The organism is Telluribacter roseus (assembly GCF_017355915.2).
GTDB lineage: Bacteria > Bacteroidota > Bacteroidia > Cytophagales > Spirosomataceae > Telluribacter.
The window spans coordinates 32,256-52,978 of sequence record NZ_JAFEUV020000018.1 but is presented as its reverse complement, the minus strand read 5'-3'; the positions used below and the strand labels follow the sequence as shown (position 1 = coordinate 52,978).

At 52.4% G+C, this 20,723-nt stretch carries 13 protein-coding genes; 7 read left to right on the top strand and 6 right to left on the bottom strand.

The genetic code is table 11. The features are described 5' to 3' along the window. Positions 1-7: 7 nt before the first annotated feature. The gene (locus JTN23_RS23000) at positions 8-1,246 is read right to left on the bottom strand and encodes a porin (RefSeq protein ID WP_247237427.1); all 1,239 of its coding nucleotides are present in this window, start codon (positions 1,244-1,246) and stop codon (positions 8-10) included. A 668-nt stretch (positions 1,247-1,914) separates the two neighbouring features. On the opposite strand from JTN23_RS23000, the gene JTN23_RS22995 reads away from it, so the two are divergent. The 4 genes from JTN23_RS22995 to JTN23_RS22980 all read left to right on the top strand — a co-directional run bounded on the left by JTN23_RS22995 (position 1,915) and on the right by JTN23_RS22980 (position 7,332). Then, positions 1,915-3,891 (top strand): DUF3858 domain-containing protein, encoded by a 1,977-nt coding sequence (locus JTN23_RS22995; protein WP_247237426.1) that lies wholly within the window; start codon positions 1,915-1,917, stop codon positions 3,889-3,891. Between the two features lie 24 nt (positions 3,892-3,915). Beyond that, positions 3,916-5,820 (top strand): DUF3858 domain-containing protein, encoded by a 1,905-nt coding sequence (locus JTN23_RS22990; protein ID WP_247237425.1) that lies wholly within the window; start codon positions 3,916-3,918, stop codon positions 5,818-5,820. A 126-nt stretch (positions 5,821-5,946) separates the two neighbouring features. Next, positions 5,947-6,426 carry a GAF domain-containing protein gene (locus tag JTN23_RS22985; protein WP_247237424.1) on the top strand — a complete coding sequence of 160 codons (480 nt, stop codon included), beginning with the start codon at positions 5,947-5,949 and terminating at the stop codon, positions 6,424-6,426. A 189-nt stretch (positions 6,427-6,615) separates the two neighbouring features. Then, positions 6,616-7,332, top strand: coding sequence for a YgaP-like transmembrane domain (locus JTN23_RS22980; protein WP_247237423.1), 717 nt, complete (start codon positions 6,616-6,618; stop codon positions 7,330-7,332). Positions 7,333-7,412: 80 nt separating this feature from the next. On the opposite strand, the gene JTN23_RS22975 is transcribed toward JTN23_RS22980, so the two are convergent. Further along, entirely contained in the window at positions 7,413-9,611 is a 2,199-nt protein-coding gene (locus tag JTN23_RS22975) for a B12-binding domain-containing radical SAM protein (RefSeq protein WP_247237422.1), read from the bottom strand. A gap of 159 nt (positions 9,612-9,770) precedes the next feature. Here JTN23_RS22975 and JTN23_RS22970 point away from each other — a divergent pair, with 159 nt between their 5' ends. Next, complete coding sequence (locus tag JTN23_RS22970; RefSeq protein ID WP_247237421.1) at positions 9,771-10,928, top strand: zinc-dependent alcohol dehydrogenase; 1,158 nt, start codon at positions 9,771-9,773, stop codon at positions 10,926-10,928. Positions 10,929-11,017: 89 nt separating this feature from the next. On the opposite strand, the gene JTN23_RS22965 is transcribed toward JTN23_RS22970, so the two are convergent. Further along, on the bottom strand, positions 11,018-11,893 hold the full coding sequence (locus JTN23_RS22965; RefSeq protein WP_247237420.1) for an aldose 1-epimerase family protein: 876 nt from the start codon (positions 11,891-11,893) through the stop codon (positions 11,018-11,020). Between the two features lie 39 nt (positions 11,894-11,932). Next, positions 11,933-12,640: an RNA-binding regulator gene (gene rbp / locus JTN23_RS22960; protein WP_247237419.1), complete on the bottom strand. Its 708-nt coding sequence runs from the start codon at positions 12,638-12,640 to the stop codon at positions 11,933-11,935. A 123-nt stretch (positions 12,641-12,763) separates the two neighbouring features. On the opposite strand from rbp, the gene JTN23_RS22955 reads away from it, so the two are divergent. After that, entirely contained in the window at positions 12,764-14,212 is a 1,449-nt protein-coding gene (locus JTN23_RS22955) for a glycoside hydrolase family 30 protein (RefSeq protein WP_247237418.1), read from the top strand. A 164-nt stretch (positions 14,213-14,376) separates the two neighbouring features. Then, complete coding sequence (locus tag JTN23_RS22950; RefSeq protein WP_247237417.1) at positions 14,377-17,598, top strand: WD40/YVTN/BNR-like repeat-containing protein; 3,222 nt, start codon at positions 14,377-14,379, stop codon at positions 17,596-17,598. Positions 17,599-17,721: 123 nt separating this feature from the next. Here the strand turns inward: JTN23_RS22950 and JTN23_RS22945 are convergent, their stop codons facing one another. Together JTN23_RS22945 and JTN23_RS22940 are read right to left on the bottom strand one after the other, a co-directional pair. After that, the gene (locus JTN23_RS22945; protein WP_247237416.1) at positions 17,722-19,923 is read right to left on the bottom strand and encodes a TonB-dependent receptor plug domain-containing protein; all 2,202 of its coding nucleotides are present in this window, start codon (positions 19,921-19,923) and stop codon (positions 17,722-17,724) included. Between the two features lie 149 nt (positions 19,924-20,072). Further along, positions 20,073-20,582 (bottom strand): metallophosphoesterase family protein, encoded by a 510-nt coding sequence (locus tag JTN23_RS22940; RefSeq protein ID WP_247237415.1) that lies wholly within the window; start codon positions 20,580-20,582, stop codon positions 20,073-20,075. Positions 20,583-20,723 lie beyond the last annotated feature (141 nt).

Genomic DNA, 20,723 nt, shown 5'->3' with positions numbered 1-20,723 from the left:
TATAATTTTAAAAGTTAACCTGAGCCTGTAGTCTTAGAAGGCGACCCGTCTGAAAGTTGTTCTGTTTCTGAAAATCTTCGTAGCGTCGGCTGGAAATGGTGTACATAGGTACCAGCTCAAAATTCTTAAAGGGTTGCCACTCCACGCCGATTTCCAGTTCCCGTACCAGGTAGCTGCGGGCATCCCGTTCGTGCTTCTTACCGCCGTCGTAGTACTGAGCCCTAATGAATGGGTACAGGAGCTGGTCTTTAATTGCGGTTTTGTAGTTGAATAGCACGTACCCGCCCGTCAGTTTCTGTACCTCAATGGTCTCCGTTGCTTTGTTGAATTCCGGCCCTCGACCTATGTTGTATTCGGTCTGGATACCAAAGGGCTTTGGATACAGGACAAAGGTAGCCGCTACCCGTTGATCAATATAATTGAGATCTTCTACAAACTTTACCCCCTGGCTCAAATTCGCCCTGGGCATTACATACTTGCCGGTATATCCCTGAATCCCCGTTTCAATGATTTGGTTTCCTACCGTAAAAGGATAGGTGAGTCGGGCCACTACGTGACGGTTCTTGTTGAGCTCAGGTGTGTTGGCTGTCTGGCCATTGTAGATACCAAGGCCAAGCACCCCGTAGTCACCACTCCCTTTGAGACCTGAATCGACCAGCTCTTTGAATAAGGCACGGATGCGCTTCGGCGCCCAGTAAAACATGACCCCCAGGTCCCGCTCGTTGGCTATGGCACTGTTAAGCGCATCGTTCCGGTCCAGCGGTATCCGGTTCTGGCTCGACTGCATGTTTTCAAAGCCGTAGGGGATTTTGCTTTGACCGATCCGGAAGCGGAATTCGTTGTCGTCATCCAGTCCCACATCAAAGTACATATCCCTTAATTGAGCAAAGTGGAGCCGGTCGGAGGAGGGACTATTGGCAAAGTCGGGCTGGATGTACAGGTACACCCGCTTGTGGATCTGCCCGTAGATGATAACCCGGGTACGCCGTATAAAGAAACCCCCATTGCCGCCCCACGACCGGTCGCACTGCTCACATCCTAGGTCCGGGTTGGTTTCGAAGAGGCCATTGTACCGTACCTGAGCGTACCCTCTGATCTGAATGTTTTCAAACCATTTTTTGGGAGCAGCCTGTACGGGCTGAGCGGGAAGCTGGGTAGCAGGTGGCTGTGTAAGGGTGGAGTCACTTTGGGAAAACCCTAATAGGGGAATGAGTAGCCATGCTACCGCAAGCCATTTTACATTCATCAGAAACTTTTCTTATATGGGTGTCAAATTGTGTTTTACAAGCCAGAATGCAATTTTTAAGTACATTCTGGTTGAAAATAGCCACGAAAGTAGTAAAAAAATACTACTTCTGAGCTATTGATTTTGTCAGGTTGGATAGAGGAAAGTACACTAGTCGGCTTCTGGTACTGCCTGTGCGGGTTCAGCAGCATCAGCCGTTGTATTTATTTTTAAAATGCCATACCAGCAGTGTGCAAGGGGGAGGTACTATAGATTCAATATGGAGAGATGACCGTTGGATAAAAAAACAGGAAAAAGTAGTGGTACTTTGGTGTGACCAGGATGGGGTGACCTACCGGAAGGGAGGCTATCTGGTACTATTCTACGCCACCTACACCTCCTGCATGTAGGGGCTCATTACTATTAGGTTGCAGGACTCACTTATCCGACTGGTCTGTAGAAGGGCTCTTAGCCCATGAGTATATACCCTTTCGTTAGTAGGTACACAAGGCTTCCCAAGTACCTTATAACTCCACATCAGATGCGACTGCTGAGATGATATGGCACATATATTGCGGCAAATGTAGGTTGAGCCCGGCCTGCTGACAGGGTGGGAATCACCCCTATGTCCCGAACAATACATTGTAACCTCATACCTCTGATTCATTACAACTACTCTCTATCTGCACATGCGTAACCTTATCCTTTACTGGGGGCTAATCCTCCTGTCGGTGACTTCGTTTGCCCAGAAACAATCCGTAGAATTCGGTAAGATCAAACCGGAGGACCTTCAGCTGCTTAAGATGAAGGCATACCCCAAAGACTCCTCAGCCGATGCGGTAGTACTGTATGACTACGGCGAAACCGACTTTACCATCATAGGCAACGAACTCTATATTCGGACTACCTACCACGAGCGGATCAAAATTCTGAATAAGTCGGCTTTTGACCTAGCCAATGTACACATACAGTACTACTGGGGAGGGAATAACAAATCAGAGATCATAACCAATATTAAGGGATATACCTATAACCTTGAAAATGGAGTAGTCAAACAGGAAAGTTTGACTAAGGATATGATTTTCGATGAAAGGTCTTCAGATGGGTTCTCTTCAAGAAAAATTACACTACCAAATGTGAAAGAAGGGTCAATCATCGAATATACCTATGAGGATTTAACTCCGTGGGTAATCAGAAATAGTCCAGCAGGCTGGAAGTTTCAAGGAGAACGGCCGGTGGAGTGGAGCGAATATCGCATTACTATACCTCAGACTCTCTATTACCGCATGGTTATGTCGGGCTTCTTAGGCTTATATATTAACGAAAGCAAACCTGCAGATATCAATCTTGAAAATCTGGGCACTAGGGCCACCAGCTACCGCTTTGTCGTGAAGGATGCGCCAGCGTTCCGTAATGAGCCTTTTATTACTACGTACTCCGACTATATATCCACGATCAATTTTGCTCTGGCTCGCGTTGATGTTCCAGGTAGTTTGATTAAGAACATTTCATTGAGTTGGAAGGACCTGAATAATACATTACTAAGCAGTGAGTACATCGGGGGCCAGTTAGAGCGTACTGGCTTTCTTAAGGATGCAGCTACTAGAATCAAAGCCCAGACTTCCGATACCACCGCTCAACTAGAGGCAGCTATGAAGTACATTCAGAACAGTGTACGTTGGAATGGTGAAATAAATAGGAGCTCTGAGAGTATCAAAAAAGCATTAGAAAAAAGGGAGGGAGACTCTGGTGATATTAACCTGCTACTGACGGCCCTATTGCGGGAGATCGGCTATGATGCGCATCCCCTCATCCTGAGTACACGGCAGCACGGACGCATTGACAGCAGTTATGCTATGATCAATAAGTTTAATGCTCTGGTGGCCCACCTCTCCCTCAACGGAAAGGATGTACTTCTGGATGGTACCGATGAATTCCTGAAAGTAGGTATGCTGCCCGACTACTGTCTCAACCAGGTAGGCTGGCTGCTACACCCGAAGAATGCCCGCTTCGTAGCCATCAAACCTACCGAGCTGGATCGGAATTTTGAAAAGGCAGACCTGACCATCGGAGAAGACGGCGAACTGACCGGGACCTTCACGAGGTCGTACGGAGGGTACAGCGGCTGGAACGCCCGGAAAAAATACAAGGCGGAGGGCGAAGCCAGGTTTGTGGCAACTGTCAAAGAAGGAAGGCCCTCCTGGGATATTTCCAAAACTACCATCATCAACCAGGAGGCCGTAAACCTGAGTATGGATGCGACCTTCGAGTTGAGTATGCACGACTACGTGACCCAGGCCGGTGATATGCTGTACCTGAAGCCCATGCTCTCCGAAGCCCACACCGAAAACGCGCTGAAAGCAGAAACGCGCGCCTATCCGGTAGACTTCGCCTATCCCAAAGAAGAAGTATTCGTGGCTACGTACCGGCTCCCGGCCGGGTACAAGGTGCTGGAGCAACCCAAGCCGGTAGCCGTCAATCTGCCCAACAACGAAGGACGCTTCCTGTACGCCGTTAGCGTAAATGACAAGCAGGTGACGGTAACCAGCCGTATCCATCTGCGAAAGGCGGTTTTTGGGGCCGATGAATACAGCATGCTGAAGATGTTCTACGATCAGATCATCGCCAAGCACAACGAGCAGATCGTGCTCAAGAAAGCCAACTAATACTTATCTATTTAACCCCTCGCTATGCGATTTTACCTGTTTATACTCCTCGTACTTATTACCGGATGGGTCGCTCGGGCGCAGAATTACTCGGCTTTCTCCATACCCACTGCTCTTACGATTAATGCGCATGCGGTGGTAAGGTACCAGGACACCGAGTTTCATGTTAAAAGTGCCGGAGAAGCCGTAACCCGGGTCAATGGAGCGGTTACCGTATTGGACGAGAAGGGGGAAGTGTACGCCACACTGGCTATACCCTACAGTAAGTTCATCAGGATCACGGACATGGAAGCGCAGCTCTACGACGCCAGCGGGCAGCGGGTAAAGCGACTCAAGCGAAGTGATATCGAGAGCTTCGGTACCAACTCGGGCAGTAACACCATTGACGACAGCTACATCAAAGCGGCGGTACTGAAGCATACGCATTACCCCTATACCGTGGCCTACTCCTATGAGTACACTACCCGCAATATGATGTTTTACCCGACCTGGAAGGCGTACCCGTACACGCTGGAAGGTACTTCCGTGGTGAGGAGTTCGTTTGTGGTGTCCATGCCCGCCGGGCTGGCACTCCGCTACCGGGAGCAGCATATGCCCCAGCCGGCCGTACAGTCGGATAAGGATGGCCGTAAACTATACCGCTGGGAGGTAGCTAACCTCCGACCCTTCGAGACCGAACCGTACGCGCCTAATGTAGAGCTGTCGCTGCCGATCGTCTATACGGGGCCAACAGACTTTGAGGTGGAGCAGTACAAGGGAAAGCTTACCAGTTGGAAAGACGTAGGTACATTTTATCGGGAGCTGAACCGGGACCGGCAGGCGCTGCCTCCGGCACTGGTCACTGCCATTCAGGAGCAGACTAAGGCGCTGGCATCGCCCGTTCAGAAAGCGCAGAAGATCTACGAGTACCTGCAGGCCAACACGCGCTACGTGAGTATCCAGTTGGGGATCGGGGGGTGGCAGTCCATGCGGGCGGAGGAGGTAGCGGCCAAAGGCTACGGCGACTGCAAGGGCCTGACTACCTACATGGGAGCTATGCTTCAGGCCGCGGGCATCCGGTCGTACCCGGCACTGGTACGGGCCGGGGAGGATGAAGATGAGATACGCGCTGATTTCCCGTCGTTTCAGTTCAACCACGTCATCCTGTGTGTACCTGCCGCCAGGGATACCCTCTGGATCGAATGTACCAGCCAGACCAACCCCTTCGGCTACCTGGGTAGCTTTACCTCAGACCGGCAGGTACTGCTGATCACCGAGGAAGGAGGGAAGCTCGTACGGACACCTACCTACCAGCCCACTGACAACCTGCAGCAGCGCCAGGCCCTGGTGAGGCTGGCCGAGAATGGAGAAGCTACCGTTACCATGAATACCCTCTACACCGGCCTCCAGCACGATGAGCGAGCCGCGGTCATGCACGCGCTGGGTACCGAAGATCAAAAGAAGTGGATCCTGAAATCGCTAAGTCTGCCCAGTGTCGAGATCCGGAGCTTTGAGCTGAAGGAAAGCCGGAAGGGGCTGCCCATCGTGGAGGAAAACCTGAACCTTTTCGTCCGGAATGCCTGCACCCGCAGTGGTACCCGGCTCTTTCTGATCCCTAACCAGCTCAACCAAGTCAGGAGTGCGCCGGTACCTAATGCCAGCCGTAAGTTTGAGTTTGAGCAGTCGCTTCACTACGCGGATGTGGACAGTATTCAGTTTGAGATTCCTGAGGGCTACGCCCCGGAGTACCTGCCCGAGCCTACCCGTATCGAGTCTGCCTTCGGGAGTTACGAGTCGCTGGTCCGGCAGTCCGGCAGTACCCTTACCTACGTGCGCCGGGTGGTGATGAGGAAGGGAAGGTACCCGGCCGCCAACTACAACGCCTGGGTAGACTTCCGTAAGAAAATGGCCAAAGCCGACAAGAACCAGATCGTGCTGGTGAAGAAATAGCAGGTAAGATGTGTATAAACTATAAGAGAATGTAAACCTAAGGAAAGTGCTGCTTGTTTGGCTATATTACCGGGCATAAAAGCAAGCTACTGCATTCCGTGATTTATCTTATAATTCTAACATAGTATGAGAACCAACACTTCATCCATCTATAGCTCATTACAATCAGTGCCGTCGGCGGTTGACTGGCAGTTACTACTTTCGGATATAATCGAGGCTTTCGATTGTACCACCGGTACCATTCACTTTCTGGACGAGGGGAGCCAGCTCCTGAAGCTGCAGGCGCAGCAGGGCATTCCTGAGTTTCTGCTTCCCAAAATGCAGGAGATACCCATTGGCAAAGGCATGGCCGGCATCGCCGCCGAGCGCCGTGAACCCGTGGAGATGTGCAACCTCCAGACCGACGAATCGGGCGTAGCACGGCCCGCTGCCCGCGAAACTAAAGTAGAAGGCTCCATAGCCGCCCCTATGATGCTGGAGGGCGAATTGCACGGGGTATTGGGAATAGCCAAGCCCGTTCCCTATGACTTTACGGAGGAAGAGGTAAGCGAGCTGATGAAAATAGGGGAAGAAATGAGCCGCTGCCTGATCAGAGGTAAGGAATAAGTCTACCCTTAGGGCGTAAGTATATGAAACACCGGCAGATTCATAGCCGGTGTTTTTGTTTTTAAAGGGAGTAAGGGCAGTTTCCGGGGCCTATCACCAAAGCTCCTAAGGGTATATTGGGTGAAACTCGCGCAAACAACCCGCCAGTGCTCCTGGTTATAGCTACACCACACCAAGTAGATACATGTTATGAAAGACGCATATAGTCCGATCCTGCGAAACCAGAAAATCAATGTTGGCTCTACGGAGCGTATCCTGTCCGTGTTAGGTGGTTCGTACCTGCTGTACGACGCTCTGACCAGTAGACGAACCAGTATGACGGAGGCTCTGCTGGGAGGGTACCTGCTGTTCAGAGGTACCACGGGCTACTGTCCGGTACACGGTATGATCGAGGACCGTCCGGCGCAGGAGCACAGCCAGAACATCAACATCCGCGTCAACATGACGGTTAACCGCAACCGTATGGATGTATACAACTTCTGGCGCAAGCTCGAAAACCTGCCGCTCTTTATGAGCCATATCAAAAAAGTACATGAGCTGGACAGCAAGACCTCCGAATGGACCGCAACCGGACCCGGAGGTATTGGCAGCGTAAGCTGGAAAGCCGAGATCGTGAAGGATGAGCCGGGCCGTCTGCTAAGCTGGCGTTCGTTACTGGACTCCACCATTGAGAATGCCGGTAAGGTGGAGTTCCTGGATCAGGGAGCCCTGGGTACTACCCTGCACGTAGTGATTACCTATAAGGCACCGCTGGGGGTGCCCGGTAAAGAACTGGCCCGCCTGCTGAACCCCATGTTTGAGGATATCGTAAAGGATGATGTTCTGAACTTCAAATCCTACATGGAAACCGGGGAGACGCTGACCATGAACGATGTTCAAGGTACTGACGAAGGCATGCTTGAATAATAAGTACATAAGCAAAAAGAGAGGAGCCAGCACTACTACTGGCTCCTCTCTTTTTCTATAAATGGAATTTCGTTTTCTCTTTAAACTACCAGCAGTCCGTTCTGATGCAACTCCTTCCACACGTACGAGTGCCTGAAGTCGTCAAAGCTGCCGAGTCCGGCCTGCTCATAGCGGGCTTTTAGCTGCTGCATCGACAGGGGCTCGTGCGTCCCAATGGCCAGTTGAGGCAGGGTATCCACCAGCCAGTCGGCCAGTAGTACATGGGTGGTAAGTACCCAGTGATTCTTCTTGCTGTAAAATTCCAGCTCAGCGATCTCTACTACCTGTCGGCCCTGCTTCTGCTCAAACACCGTCAGCGAGGGCTGACCTCCCAGCCATACGGCCAGCGCATTGGGGCGAGCTTGACCATCGGTAGCATCATTGATACTACGCTCAATGTAGTTAGGGGGAATGGAGGTAGGAGGTACTTTGAAATCAAACCATTTCTTAAGCGGCATGTCGAAGCCAACACCGTGCATGTAGTTGAAGAGAGACTTCCTGAGTCCTTCGGCAAACAGGTCATGATCAGCACCGGTGGGGTCATCGTGGAAGAGGTCATTGTCGGCAAATCCCCCAAAGTCAGGACCAATGCGCATCACATCAAACTCCGCCGGATGCAGCCCCACAGGGCTGTGGGCTGTCATGGCAAAGCGGTGCCAGAAGCCCGACTGCACTACCCCCAGCTGGAACAGCTGCCGGACCATCTCCAGGGAGTCTATGGTTTCCAGCGCCGTCTGGGTGGGGAAGCCGTACATCAGGTAGGCATGTACCATAATACCCGCCTGCGTAAATCCATCGGCCACGCGGGCTACCTGAGCTACAGTTACCCCCTTTTTCATGCGCTCGAGCAGGCGGTCCGAGGCCACCTCCAATCCGCCCGATACGGCTATACAGCCGGAGGCTTTCAGGAGCTGACACAGGTCCGCCGTGAAGTTCTTCTCAAAACGAATGTTGGTCCACCACACTACCGTCAGCTTGCGGCGGATGATCTCCAGCGCCAGGTCACGGAGCAGGGCCGGAGGAGCGGCCTCGTCCACGAAGTGAAACCCATTCTGTCCCGTCTGCTCGATGATCTCTTCGATGCGGTCGCATAGGAGGGAGGCTGTAACGGGCTCATAGCGCTTGATGTAGTCCAGTGAGATGTCACAGAACGAGCACTTGCCCCAGTAGCATCCGTGGGCCAGGGTCAGCTTGTTCCAGCGACCATCGCTCCACAGCCGGTGCATGGGGTTGACGATCTCGATCACCGACAGGTACTCGTGTAGCGGCAGATCGCCGTAGTCGGGAGTACCGGTATCGCGCTGGGAGACGTCCTTTTCTTTGGCTCCGTTGTAGTAGATGACCGTTCCGTCGGTGCGGGCAAATACCCGTTTTAGCTCCCGCTGCTCCCGCTGGCCCGACAGGTACTCCAGCAGGTTGATAAGCGGCGCTTCACCGTCGTCGAGGCTGATGTAATCTATATAGTCAAATACCCGTGGTTCGCGCAGAGTACGAAGTTCGGTATTGGCGTATCCACCTCCCATCACCAAGGCTATCTGCGGGTAGTGGCGCTTAATGTACTGTCCGCATTTGAAGGCCCCGTACAGGTTGCCCGGGAAGGGCACCGTCAGACACACCACGGTAGGCTGCCACTGCTGAATTTTCTGCTCGAGCAGATCTACCAGTAGGGAGGAGATAAGTGTATCAGGCGCCAGTAAAGTGGCTTCAATTTCGTCAAAATGCGTAGCGGTACGCCCCAGCCTCTCGGCGTAGCGGCTAAATCCAAAATGCGGGTCAATGGCCTCCTGAATCAGATCCCCCAGGTCCTCGAGGTACAGCGTGGCCAGGTGCCGCGCCTTGTCCTGGATGCCCATGGTACCAAAAGCCCAATCCAGCTCGTCGAGCTGCTCAAAACGCGAGGCTTCGGGCAGGTAGCTCCGGTCGCAGATGCTGTGGGCCAGTGTCGGGTTTTTGTTCTGCAGGAATCGGATCACCGGGTCGATGGTACTAATGTACTCGTCGCGCAGGGCGTAGATGCGGTAGCTGTTGTCAGAAAGCTCCACATCCGAGGCCTCCAGCTCCGCAAACATCCGCCGTAACCCCTTGGAAGAAAATAGTCTCAGGATCACCTCTATACCCAGGTCGGCCTGGTGCGACTCGTAGCCTCTGGTGTTCAGAAAGCCTTTGAGATACGCCGTGGCCGGGTAGGGGGTATTGAGCTGGGTAAACGGAGGGGTAATAAATAAGATCTTCTGTGTCAAGGCGCTACTCATTCTGCTGTGATTCGGATGCAAAGGTAACGTTAGTTTAGGATATGGTGGTTCCTGGAGTAGTAGTGTTGTGGGAAAAGCCGGAGGCTGGCTTGATTTTTTTGGCGGTACTGGTGGTAAATTGTTTATTCACACTTCAACAAGAATACTATGAAAGCAGCTGTTTTCCACAAGATTGGTGATATCAGAGTAGACACCGTCGAAGATCCGCGTATTGAAATGAAAGGTGATGTTATTCTGAAGGTGACTTCTACCGCCATTTGTGGCTCTGACCTGCACATCTACGATGGATTCTTCCCCCAGCTACGCAATCAGATTCTGGGTCATGAGTTTATGGGAGTAGTAGAGGAGGTAGGTCCCAATGTTAAAAATCTTAAAAAAGGCGACCGGGTAGTGGTGCCCTTTCCGGTTGCCTGTGGGGGCTGCTTCTTCTGTAACAATGACCTGCATACCCATTGTGAAAACTCTAACCCTGAGTTCTACGGACCTGAGGGGAACATGTTGAGTGGCAAAGGGGCCGGACTCTATGGCTACACCGATATCTATGGTGGCTACGCCGGCGGACAGGCTGAATACGCCCGTGTTCAGTATTCTGAATTTAACGTACGAAAAGTACCCGAAGGCATGACCGACGAGCAGGTCCTGTTCCTGACGGATATATTTCCAACGGGTTGGGCAGCCATTGACTGGGCCAATCTGAAAGGGGGCGAAACGGTAGCGATCTTTGGTTCGGGGCCGGTGGGGCTGATGGCCCAGAAGGCGGCCTGGCTGCAGGGGGCCAAACGGGTGATTGCCATTGATCCGCTGGACTACCGCCTCGACATGGCCAAAAAGAACAACAACGTAGAGGTACTGAACCCCCACAAGGTAGATGTAATTGAAGCCATCCGGGAGATGACCTCCGGGCGGGGAGCCGATGTATGCGTGGATGCCGTAGGCGTGGAAGCCGAGCGCAGTACGCTGGATAAGGTAAAGGCTACCCTGATGCTGGAAAAAGGTACCGTTAAGGTTCTGGAGCAATGTTTTGAAGCAGTACGGCGTGGAGGTACGGTTACCGTGGTAGGAGTATACGGCAGTCCGTATAATAACTTTCCGCTTCACCGTATTTTTGACAAAGGACTCACCATCAAGATGGGGCAGGCCATGGTGCAGCGCTATATCGATCACCTCTTTGACCTGGTGAAGGACCAGAAAGTAGTCCTTAATGATATTATCACCCACGAGATTCCTCTGATTGATGCATCACGTGGTTACGAAATGTTTAAGCACAAGAAAGATGACTGCGTAAAGGTGGTGCTGAAACCCTGATACTAGTTGATGGCTCATTTCAACTACAAAGCCCCCGACCAGGTTTCTGGCGGGGGCTTTTCTATATCTGCTAAGTAAGTACGTATCTGTTACTCGATGATCTCGATGGTATAGGAGGCCGTGAAAGTACCACCCCCCTGTAACCTGATGATCCCTTCCTTGGTTTCGAGGTTCTGGTCCGTATCATGGCTGTCGGCTACTCCGTGCCAGGGCTCTATACATACATAGTCACCTTTGGGCTTGGCCCAGATGCCCAGGTACGGAAAATCACCAAAATACAAAGCCACTACCTGATCTGACTTCCTGCTCTTAAGGCTAACTTTGGTAGATTTTAAATCCTTGAACACCAGTGCATCCTGATCAAATAACCTGTGATATATGGGCAGGTTTTTGGTATCCTTTAAGACGGGTTCAGTTTCGCCGCTTAGCAGCCCCTTGTCGGTCAGTAACCAGCGGGATACGGTTTCGCGCTGCTCAAATTCCAGGTAGAAGTCATCATAGTTTTCACCATTCTGACGTGGACACCTGAAGGCAGGGTGCCCGCCTATCGAGAACAACATCACATCGTCTCCCAGATTTTTTACCTCGTGGTGTACGATGATGCGGTTATCTTCCAGCGTATAACGGATGTTAAACTCAAACCGGAACGGGTAAGCCAGCAGCAAGTCTTCGTCGTAGCTCAGTGTGAAGCGCAGACTGTTGTCGGTACTGTCGGCCAGCCTCACCTTAGGGTTGTTCCGAACGAAACCGTGTCGATTGAGCTGGTAGTTGTTGCCCTGGTAGTGGTAAGTACCTTCTTTCAGTTCACCTATAATGGGGAAAAGTACCGGTGCATGGCTGGGCCAGATATCCGGGTTACCGTCCCACAAGTAATCCATACCGGTAATTACTGATTGAATCCGGCAAAGTTCAGCTCCGGTTTCCTTGACGGTTACTCTTAGCTGATTGTTCTCAATTGTATGCATGTATGATTATGAATAGGATTGTAATGGAGTTGAAAAGACTTATTCATCATCATCCCAATCCCAGCGATTACCTCCTTTTTTGCCTTTATTACGGTCAAAGCTACCCTTATTGCCATTACGGCCGGAGCCACTGTCTTTACGGGTGTCTTTGCCTCTACGTGAGTTACCTTTTTGAGCGCCTGCATCCCAGCTGAAGTCACCTCCGGAGCTAAATCCGCCGCTGCCCTGAGAGCCACTGCCACTGTTACGATCAAAGGTTCGGCCCTGGTAGTCACCGCTTCCTCTTTTGAAACTGCTGTTGTCTGAGCGACTGCTGTCTGTACGGCTGCTGTCTGAGCGACCGCTGTCTGAGCGGCTGCTGTCAGGTCGGCTGCCATACCCGCTTTCCGGACGGCTGCTGCCGCTATCGGAGCGGGGGCCACTACCCTGAGGGCGAGGACCGCTTCCCTGTGGACGTGGACCACTTCTTTCCGGACGGCTATCGCCACCGGGACGACCGGCCTCTTTCTTGAACTTGGATTCGTTTACAACGAGCGGACGCCCGTCTATCTCTACACCATTCAGTTCCGAGATGGCATGCTGAGCCTGCTGTTCGTCGGGCATTTTAACGAAGCCAAACCCTTTATTCTGTCGGGTTTCATGATCGATGATGATCTTCACGGAAGATACTTCTCCGTACTTCTCAAAGATCTCCTGCAATTCTCTTTCCTTCATTTTGAAGGGAAGGCTGCCCACAAAGATGTCCATTTGTAGTTAATAGTTAGCTAGATGTGTTTTTTTTGTAAATGTAGCTTTTTTTGTTTTAGATAAAATCAGCAGGTATTTACATTAATTGGAAGACCTGCTTCACCGCCGTTTACCCTTACCATTATGCGTACAATTCTTTACAGCCCAGCATGGCTTCTGCTGCCTTTGTTACTGGGCCTACTATCTTGTAATAAAAAGTATACCACACAACAAACTACTGTTCAGGATAATCAGTCGGGGCAGGTAGCCGTATGGCTGACCCATCCAGCCGGGCAGGTACTGTTTCAGCGGCAGCAGGCATTGCGAATAGGAGCTTCAGCAGATACTACTGGTGGCCCGGTCATTATGGTAGATGATAGTCAGACCTACCAGCATATCGAAGGCTTTGGTTATACCCTCACGGGCGGCAGCGCTATCCTGCTTAACCGGATGAGACCGGCAGCCCGGGAGGCCCTGCTCAGGGAGCTGATCAGCACCGCAGGGAATGGTATTGGCGTCAGCTACCTGAGGTTGAGTATCGGAGCGTCTGATCTGAGTGACCGGGTATTCAGCTACAACGATCTACCTGCCGGACAAACTGACCCGGAGATGACCCGGTTCAGTTTGGAACCGGAGCGAAAGGATCTGTTGCCTATACTTAAGCAGATACTGGCTATCAATCGGGATATACGCATTATGGCTTCGCCCTGGTCGCCGCCCGTCTGGATGAAGACCAATGAGAGCTCAAAAGGAGGTAGCCTGAAGCCCGAGTTTTATGATGCCTACGCCAGGTACTTTGTAAGGTACAAACAGGAGATGCGGAAGGAGGGAATAGATATTGACGCCATTACCATCCAGAACGAGCCCCTGCACCCCGGCAATAACCCCAGCCTGCTGATGCTTCCCGACGAGCAGGCCACCTTTATCAAGCGCAGCTTGGGACCAGCCTTCGCAGAGGCTGGTCTGAAAACAAAAATCCTTATCTACGACCACAACGCCGATCGTCCTGACTACCCTATTACTATCCTCAATGACCCGGAGGCCCGAAAGTACGTAGATGGCTCAGCCTTTCACCTGTACGGCGGCTCCATTGAAGCTCTTTCGGAAGTACACCGTGCCCATCCCGACAAAGCTATCTACTTTACGGAGCAGTGGGTGGGGGCGCCGGGCAACTTGGCCGGTGACCTGCCCTGGCACGTCAGGAACCTGATCATAGGAGCCTCCCGCAACTGGTCCCGTACGGTACTGGAGTGGAACCTGGCCTCTGACCCCCAGCAACGGCCGCATACCGAAGGAGGCTGCGATCAGTGCCTGGGTGCTGTTACCATTGCTCCCAACGATGAGATAGTACGCAATCCGGCCTACTACGTCATAGCCCATGCTGCCAAATGGGTACGGCCGGGCTCCGTCCGCATCGGGTCCAATGTGCCTGCTCAACTACCCAATGTGGCGTTTCGGACCCCCTCCGGCCAGAAAGTACTGGTCGTGCTGAATGAGGGGCGAACTAGCCAGACATTCTCTATCCGATCCGGAGGTAAAGCTGTATCTGCTACGCTAGCGGCCGGAGCGGTGGCTACCTATGTATGGGAGTAAAAGATGGCCTTATACCCTAATCGGGCGATTGAGCTATTCAAGGAGACGGTATTCTTATCATAGGAATAGCCAGTTCATCCTCCGTGGGTTCATCTGTACTTCGGGTAATTTGATTACTTTGGTAGGAATTTTCTTGCCCTATTAACAATTCTTTTATCCATTTCATGAAAAAAACGCTCCTCTTTCTGGGACTGGCGGCTCTGCCTCTGGGACTTAGTGCCCAGAAGAAAAAAGCAAAGACACCAACTGGTACAAATACTACGACCAGCCCTTCCATTGCTAATTATGATACCCTTTTTAAAGCCGTAAAGTGGCGCAACATCGGCCCTTACCGTGGTGGCCGTTCGGTAGCGGCTAGTGGAGTCATAGGCGATCCGCTGACCTACTACATGGGTACCACGGGTGGCGGCCTCTGGAAAACCACCGATGCCGGTGTATCCTGGCAGAATATCTCGGACGGTTTTTTCAAGACCGGCTCGGTAGGAGCGGTTACGGTATCCGAATCAGATCCCAATGTTGTGTACGTAGGAATGGGTGAACACGCTCCGCGCGGAGTAATGACCTCCCACGGGGATGGCGTGTATAAATCAACCGACGCCGGCAAAACCTGGACCAAACTGGGCCTGGACCTAACCCGCCACATTGCCCGCATCAGCGTACATCCTACGGATCCGGATATTGTATTTGTAGCGGCGCAGGGAGCCTTACACGGACCTTCGCAGGAGCGGGGTATTTACAAATCAGTCGACGGCGGTAAAACCTGGAAGAAGGTCCTTTATGTTGACGAAAACACCGGCTGTGCCGACCTGAGCATGGACATGACCAACCCCCGCATCCTGTACGCTGCCATGTGGGATCACCGTCGCCTGCCCTGGCAGATGGTGAGCGGGGGCAAGGGAAGTGGTATGTACAAATCAACCGACGGTGGCGAAACCTGGAACCAGATCCAGAAAGGACTGCCCAAGGAGCTGGGTAAAATGGGTATATCAGTATCCCGCGCCAATCCGGAGCGGGTGTATGCCGTAGTGGAATCCGATACCGAGAAAGAGCAGGGGGGAGTATTCCGTTCGGATGATGCCGGCAAAAGCTGGACGCGCATCAGCAAGGACCACCGCACCGTACAGCGCGCCTGGTACTACATCGAAATATTTGCCGACCCCAACAATGAGGATGTAGTATACGTCATGAACTCGCCCGCCCTTAAATCCATTGATGGCGGAAAAACATTCAGCCGGGTATTTACTACTACCCACGGCGACTACCACGACCTGTGGATTAACCCTAAAAACAGCAAAAACCTGGTAAGTGCCAATGACGGCGGAGCGGCGGTATCCTTCAACGGGGGTACTACCTTTTCGCTTCAGAATGGCATGCCAACGGCGCAGTTTTACCGGATCAGTGCCGATAACCTGTTCCCGTACCGGGTGTACGCCGGGCAGCAGGATAATACCTCGGTCATGATCGCCAGCCGTACCACCAACGGGGGCGGCATTACCGATAAGGACTGGGAAGCGTCGGCCGGGGGGGAAAGTGCCTTCCTGGCGTTTGATCCGGATGCGCCCCGCTACGTGATGGGAGGCAGCTACCAGGGTACCATCGAACTGCTGGACCAGCAGAACAAGGAAGGCAAGGGCGTGATGGTGTCTCCGATCCAGTACCAGTCGGTAAAGGCCAAAGACATGAAGTACCGCTTCAACTGGAACGCTCCGATCATCTACTCCCAGCGCGAAAAAGCCTACTATCACGCCGGAAACGTAGTGTTCAAGACCACTGATCTGGGTAAGACCTGGGGCCCCATCTCTCCCGATCTGACCCGTGGCGATACTACGAAGCTGGGGCTGGGGGGCGCTCCCTATACCAATGAAGGAGCCGGTGGAGAAAACTATGCTACCATCTCGTACCTGCTGGAGTCTCCGCAGGAAGCGGGTGTACTCTGGGCGGGTAGTGACGATGGACTGGTACATATTACCCGTGATAACGGCAAGACCTGGACCAACGTGACACCGGCGGGACTGGAAGAGACCCTGATCAACAGCATCGAGGTATCTCCGCACGATAAGGCTACGGCCTACATCGCGACTACCCGCTATAAGGTCAATGACTTCAGACCTTCAATCTATAAAACCACCGACTACGGCAAGACCTGGACGAAGATCACGAATGGTATACCTGACGGAGCCTTTACCCGGGTAGTGCGCGAAGATACCCAGCGGAAAGGCCTCTTATTTGCCGGTACCGAAACGGGAATGTACGTGTCGTTTAACGGGGGAAACCAGTGGGCACCCATGCAGCTGAACCTGCCCGTTACGCCCATTACCGACCTGAAAGTACATCAGAATGACCTGATCGCGGCTACTTCCGGCAGATCGTTTTGGATACTGGATGATCTGGCCCCCTTCCGTCAGTACAGCGACAAGCAGTCAAAAGACAGCCTGCTGGTATACACTCCTGAGGATACCTACCGCGTATCAGGCCGCAGTACTTTGGACAAAGTAGAGGAAGGCGAGGATGCGTCGATAGGTGTGGGTAGCTCCGGCTCGGTAGGTACCAACCCGGCCACGGGAGTAGTGCTTTACTACCAACTACCCGCCAAGGTAGATACCAGCCTGACCCTGACTATGGAGGTATTGGATGCGAAGGGAGAGGTAGTACGCGAGTACAGCAGCAAGAAAGATGAGGAGTTTGAAGAGTACCCCGGTGGACCTTCCCCTGATCCTACCTTGCCTATCAAAGCTGGTCTGAACCGCTTTGTGTGGGATTTGCGCGCGGAGACCCTGCCCGGAGTACCTAAGGTATTTATCGAAGGTAGCTACGATGGCCGCAAAATGGCTCCCGGGGCTTACAAAGCCCGCTTTACCTACGGAAAGCAGAGTCATACGGTCGCCTTCAACGTACTACCAGATCCCCGCATAAACGCCACGGCTGCCGACTACGAAGACCAGCAGAAGACTATGATCGCTATCGAAAATGGCGTGAAAGACATCCATGAGTCGGTGCTGAAAATGCGTAAAGTACGCAAGCAGGTGAGCGAAGTAGTAGACCTGCTGAAAGACAAGGCCGACATGAAGGAGGTGACCGACCAGGGTAAGGCTTTGGTGAAGAAACTATCCGCCTGGGAAGACAAACTGGTGCAGAACAAATCACAGTCGAATGATGACGTGATCAACTTCCTGAACATGCTCAGCGCCGACTACATCTTTGTGCGTGGCGAACTGGACACCAATGTACCCTTCGTGACCAACGGACAGAAGCAGCGGGTGGCCGAGCTGGACGCTCAGTGGCAGAAGCTGAAATCTGAAATGAACGATATCGTGAGCAAGGAAGTGGCCGCTTTCAATACCCTGACTAAGCAGAAAGGCATTGAGAAGGTGATCGTGTCCTTATAGATGAGGTTATCAGCTGCGAGCAATCAGGTAGTAGCTATTTCCTGCAAGTAAAAAAGACCGGGCTATTGATTGGTCCGGTCTTTTTATTGCTCATAAACTCATGTACTCCCAACTCATGAACTCCTAAAAATTTCCTCTCACCGCCAGGATAAAGTTACGGCCGGGGGCGCTGACGCCACTGGCAAAGTAGCGGTAGTTGCGGTCGAGAATATTCTCACAGGCCAGTTGCATCGTCAGGAACTGACTGACCTTATACGAGGTACGGAGGTTGAGTGTCCACCAGGCGGGGGTGCCAGCCGGGGTAGCAAAGGCTTCGTTATCTTCCCCTCCTAAACGATAGTCTTTGATCCGCTTCCAGCCATTGTACAGGGCAAACAGCTCTGCCCGTAGTGCCGACCGTTCGTAGAGCAGACTGGTTCTGCCAAAGCGGGGAGGAATATGATCCAGGGGCGTGGTGGCTCCGTTTGATTCCACCACTCGTCCGTAGGTGTAGTTATAGGTACTTCGTAGGCTCAGATCCTGACCGAGTCGGGCCTGCAAGCCCAGATTATAGCCCTGTACATACGCCTGCTGCTTATTCTGATTGGCCGTAACGCGGCTAAGTACCCCATCGTATTCAATGAGGGATTGCCCATTGAATCTAAAGAGATCCGTCACAATAGCGTCCCGGATCCAGGTCTGGTAGGCGGTAGCTTCCAGCCAGATGCTACTACCTATTTGTTGACTCCCCGATACTTCCAGGTTGTAGGTGTACTCAGGGCGCAGGTTAGGGTTAGGTACTACCACCAGTCCCGGCTGCGAATCAAATACTTTGCCCAGATCATCCACATTGGGGCTACGGAAACCGGTAGAGCCGAGCAGGCTTAGCTTAGTACCTGAGTAAGGTAGCCATACCGCGCCCAGGTTGCCTGTCAGATTGCCCGACTGCTGATGGGCCTCGTCGTAGGGGAAGGGAAAGAACTCCTTGCTCCTGAACTGCGCGTCCAGCTTGACGAGGGAATACCGCAGCCCTCCATTGAGATAAAACTGCTCCGATACGGCCCACTGATCCGTCAGGTAGGCCGCCATCCAGTCCATGGTGCTGCCACCGTCGGGGTAGCGGGTATCGGTGGGTACTACGGCGTTGGTGATGATGTTACGGCTGGTAGCCGTCGAAAAGACCTGATTAGATACCATTTCGAGGCCATAGCGCCAGGTGTGTGATCCAACCCTCTTCTGAGCATCCGCGTTCAGGCTGTATACATCCACATTCTCGACCTGCGACTTCAAACTGGTGCTATTCAGCCGGCGGCTGTTCCGGCTCTCCTGTATGCCCTGAAAGGCTGCCGTCACCATCAGATTGTCGTAGAATATCTTGCCTTTGAGGTTGAGCTGGTAGCTGGCCATAAAGCGCTTCTCGGGGCCGTAGTACCACTCGGCAAAGGTAGGGGAGCCACTGCTGTTGCTGACCTGAGTGAGGCGGTCGTAGCGCGATACATTACCCGTGGTGGAAAATTGAATATTCACCACATGCTCGACCCGGTCCGAAGGCTTGTACAGAAACTTCTGCAGCATATCGTGCTGCCGGTACGCGGTACCTACCTGTACATTGGGCCTGGAGTTGGTTCTGATGATATCCGCATTATTCTCCCGCTCTACGTAGAAGGGCCGTTTGCCAAAGTGGGGATAGTCACTTAGCCGGTTTTGCCCCTGTCGGATATCTCCGAACTCCGATAGGGTGACGCTGGTAAAGGAGCCGAACTTCTTTCCTCCCAGACTCACGGTACCGTGCTGAGCCGTCTCTTTGTTTGCGCTCGAAAAGCGGGTCAGTAAGGAGGTTTTCAGCAGTAGTCTGTCGTCGGTGGAGAGGGTAGGTTTCCGGGTCTGGAAGCTGATCACACCACCCAGGGCGTCGCTGCCGTACAGGACCGAACTGGGGCCAAACAGTACCTCTACCTTATTGAGCGCGTTGTTGTCGATACGGAGGATGTTCTGAAGGTGCCCTCCCCGGTAGATGGCATTATTCATCCTGACCCCGTCAACTACGATAAGTACCCGGTTGGCCTCAAAACCCCGCAGTACCGGGCTACCCCCGCCGCCCTGGCTTTTCTGCACAAATACATCTCCGCTCTGCATCAGTACATCGGCCGAGGTCTGGCTGTTGCGGAAGGCTAGTTCGGGTGATTGGATCTGGGTAATCTGAAATGGGAGAGTGCGCTTTTGTGAAGCAAATCTGCCGGCCGTTACCACCAGTTCATCAAGACGGAGGGTATCCTTTTCGAGCGTCTGCGCACTTGCAAGTGGTGCTCCGGCGAGAAGACCGGCTACTAGTAAATATCTGTACATATTCGTATTCATTCAACACATCAGCCACGTACCTGATAGAGGTAGAGGGGCTGATATCCAAAGGAGGATCTATTTCAAAAAGGTCTGGTAGCTGCACGTACAGCCTACTAGTGACTTTAGTTTACAAAGTTAGGGAATAGAAGCCGGTATTACTGGAGGGCACCTCTTTTTCCTAATTCGATCACTTCCATAGCAGGGACTTTTCCATTATCAAGGGTAAACCTGAGTGCCGTACGGATCTTGTGAAATCCTTCCCTGCCGGCTGCTCCGGGATTGATGTAAAGCATGTTTCGTAGCTTGGGGTCACGCATGACGCGCAGGATATGGGAGTGGCCGCAGATGAAAATATTGGGTGGATTGGCCTGCAAGGTAGGCTTGACCTGCGGGTTGTATCTGGGAGGAGCACCGCCAATGTGCGTCATCCATACCCGGAACCCTTCGAGATCATAGTAGAGGTTTTCGGCCGAAAGATCCCGCACTTCCCGTCCGTCAATATTACCCGAAACCACTCTGAGAGGCTTGAAGGCTTGCAAATCAAGGATGATTTTGGCGTCCCCTACATCCCCGGCATGCCATATTTCGTCGCAGTCGGCAAAGTGGTCGTACAGACGCTCGTCGAGGTAGCCGTGGGTATCAGATAAGAGTCCAATTTTTAGCATGCGGAGGAAGTAGTAAATTATAGATTTCGTAGAAACAGTTGGATATACAGAACAATAGTATCAACTTTGAGAGTTACTATATATCCTGATTCCTTACAAAGTAATCATATACCAACTCTTTATCAAAACCAGACTAAAACG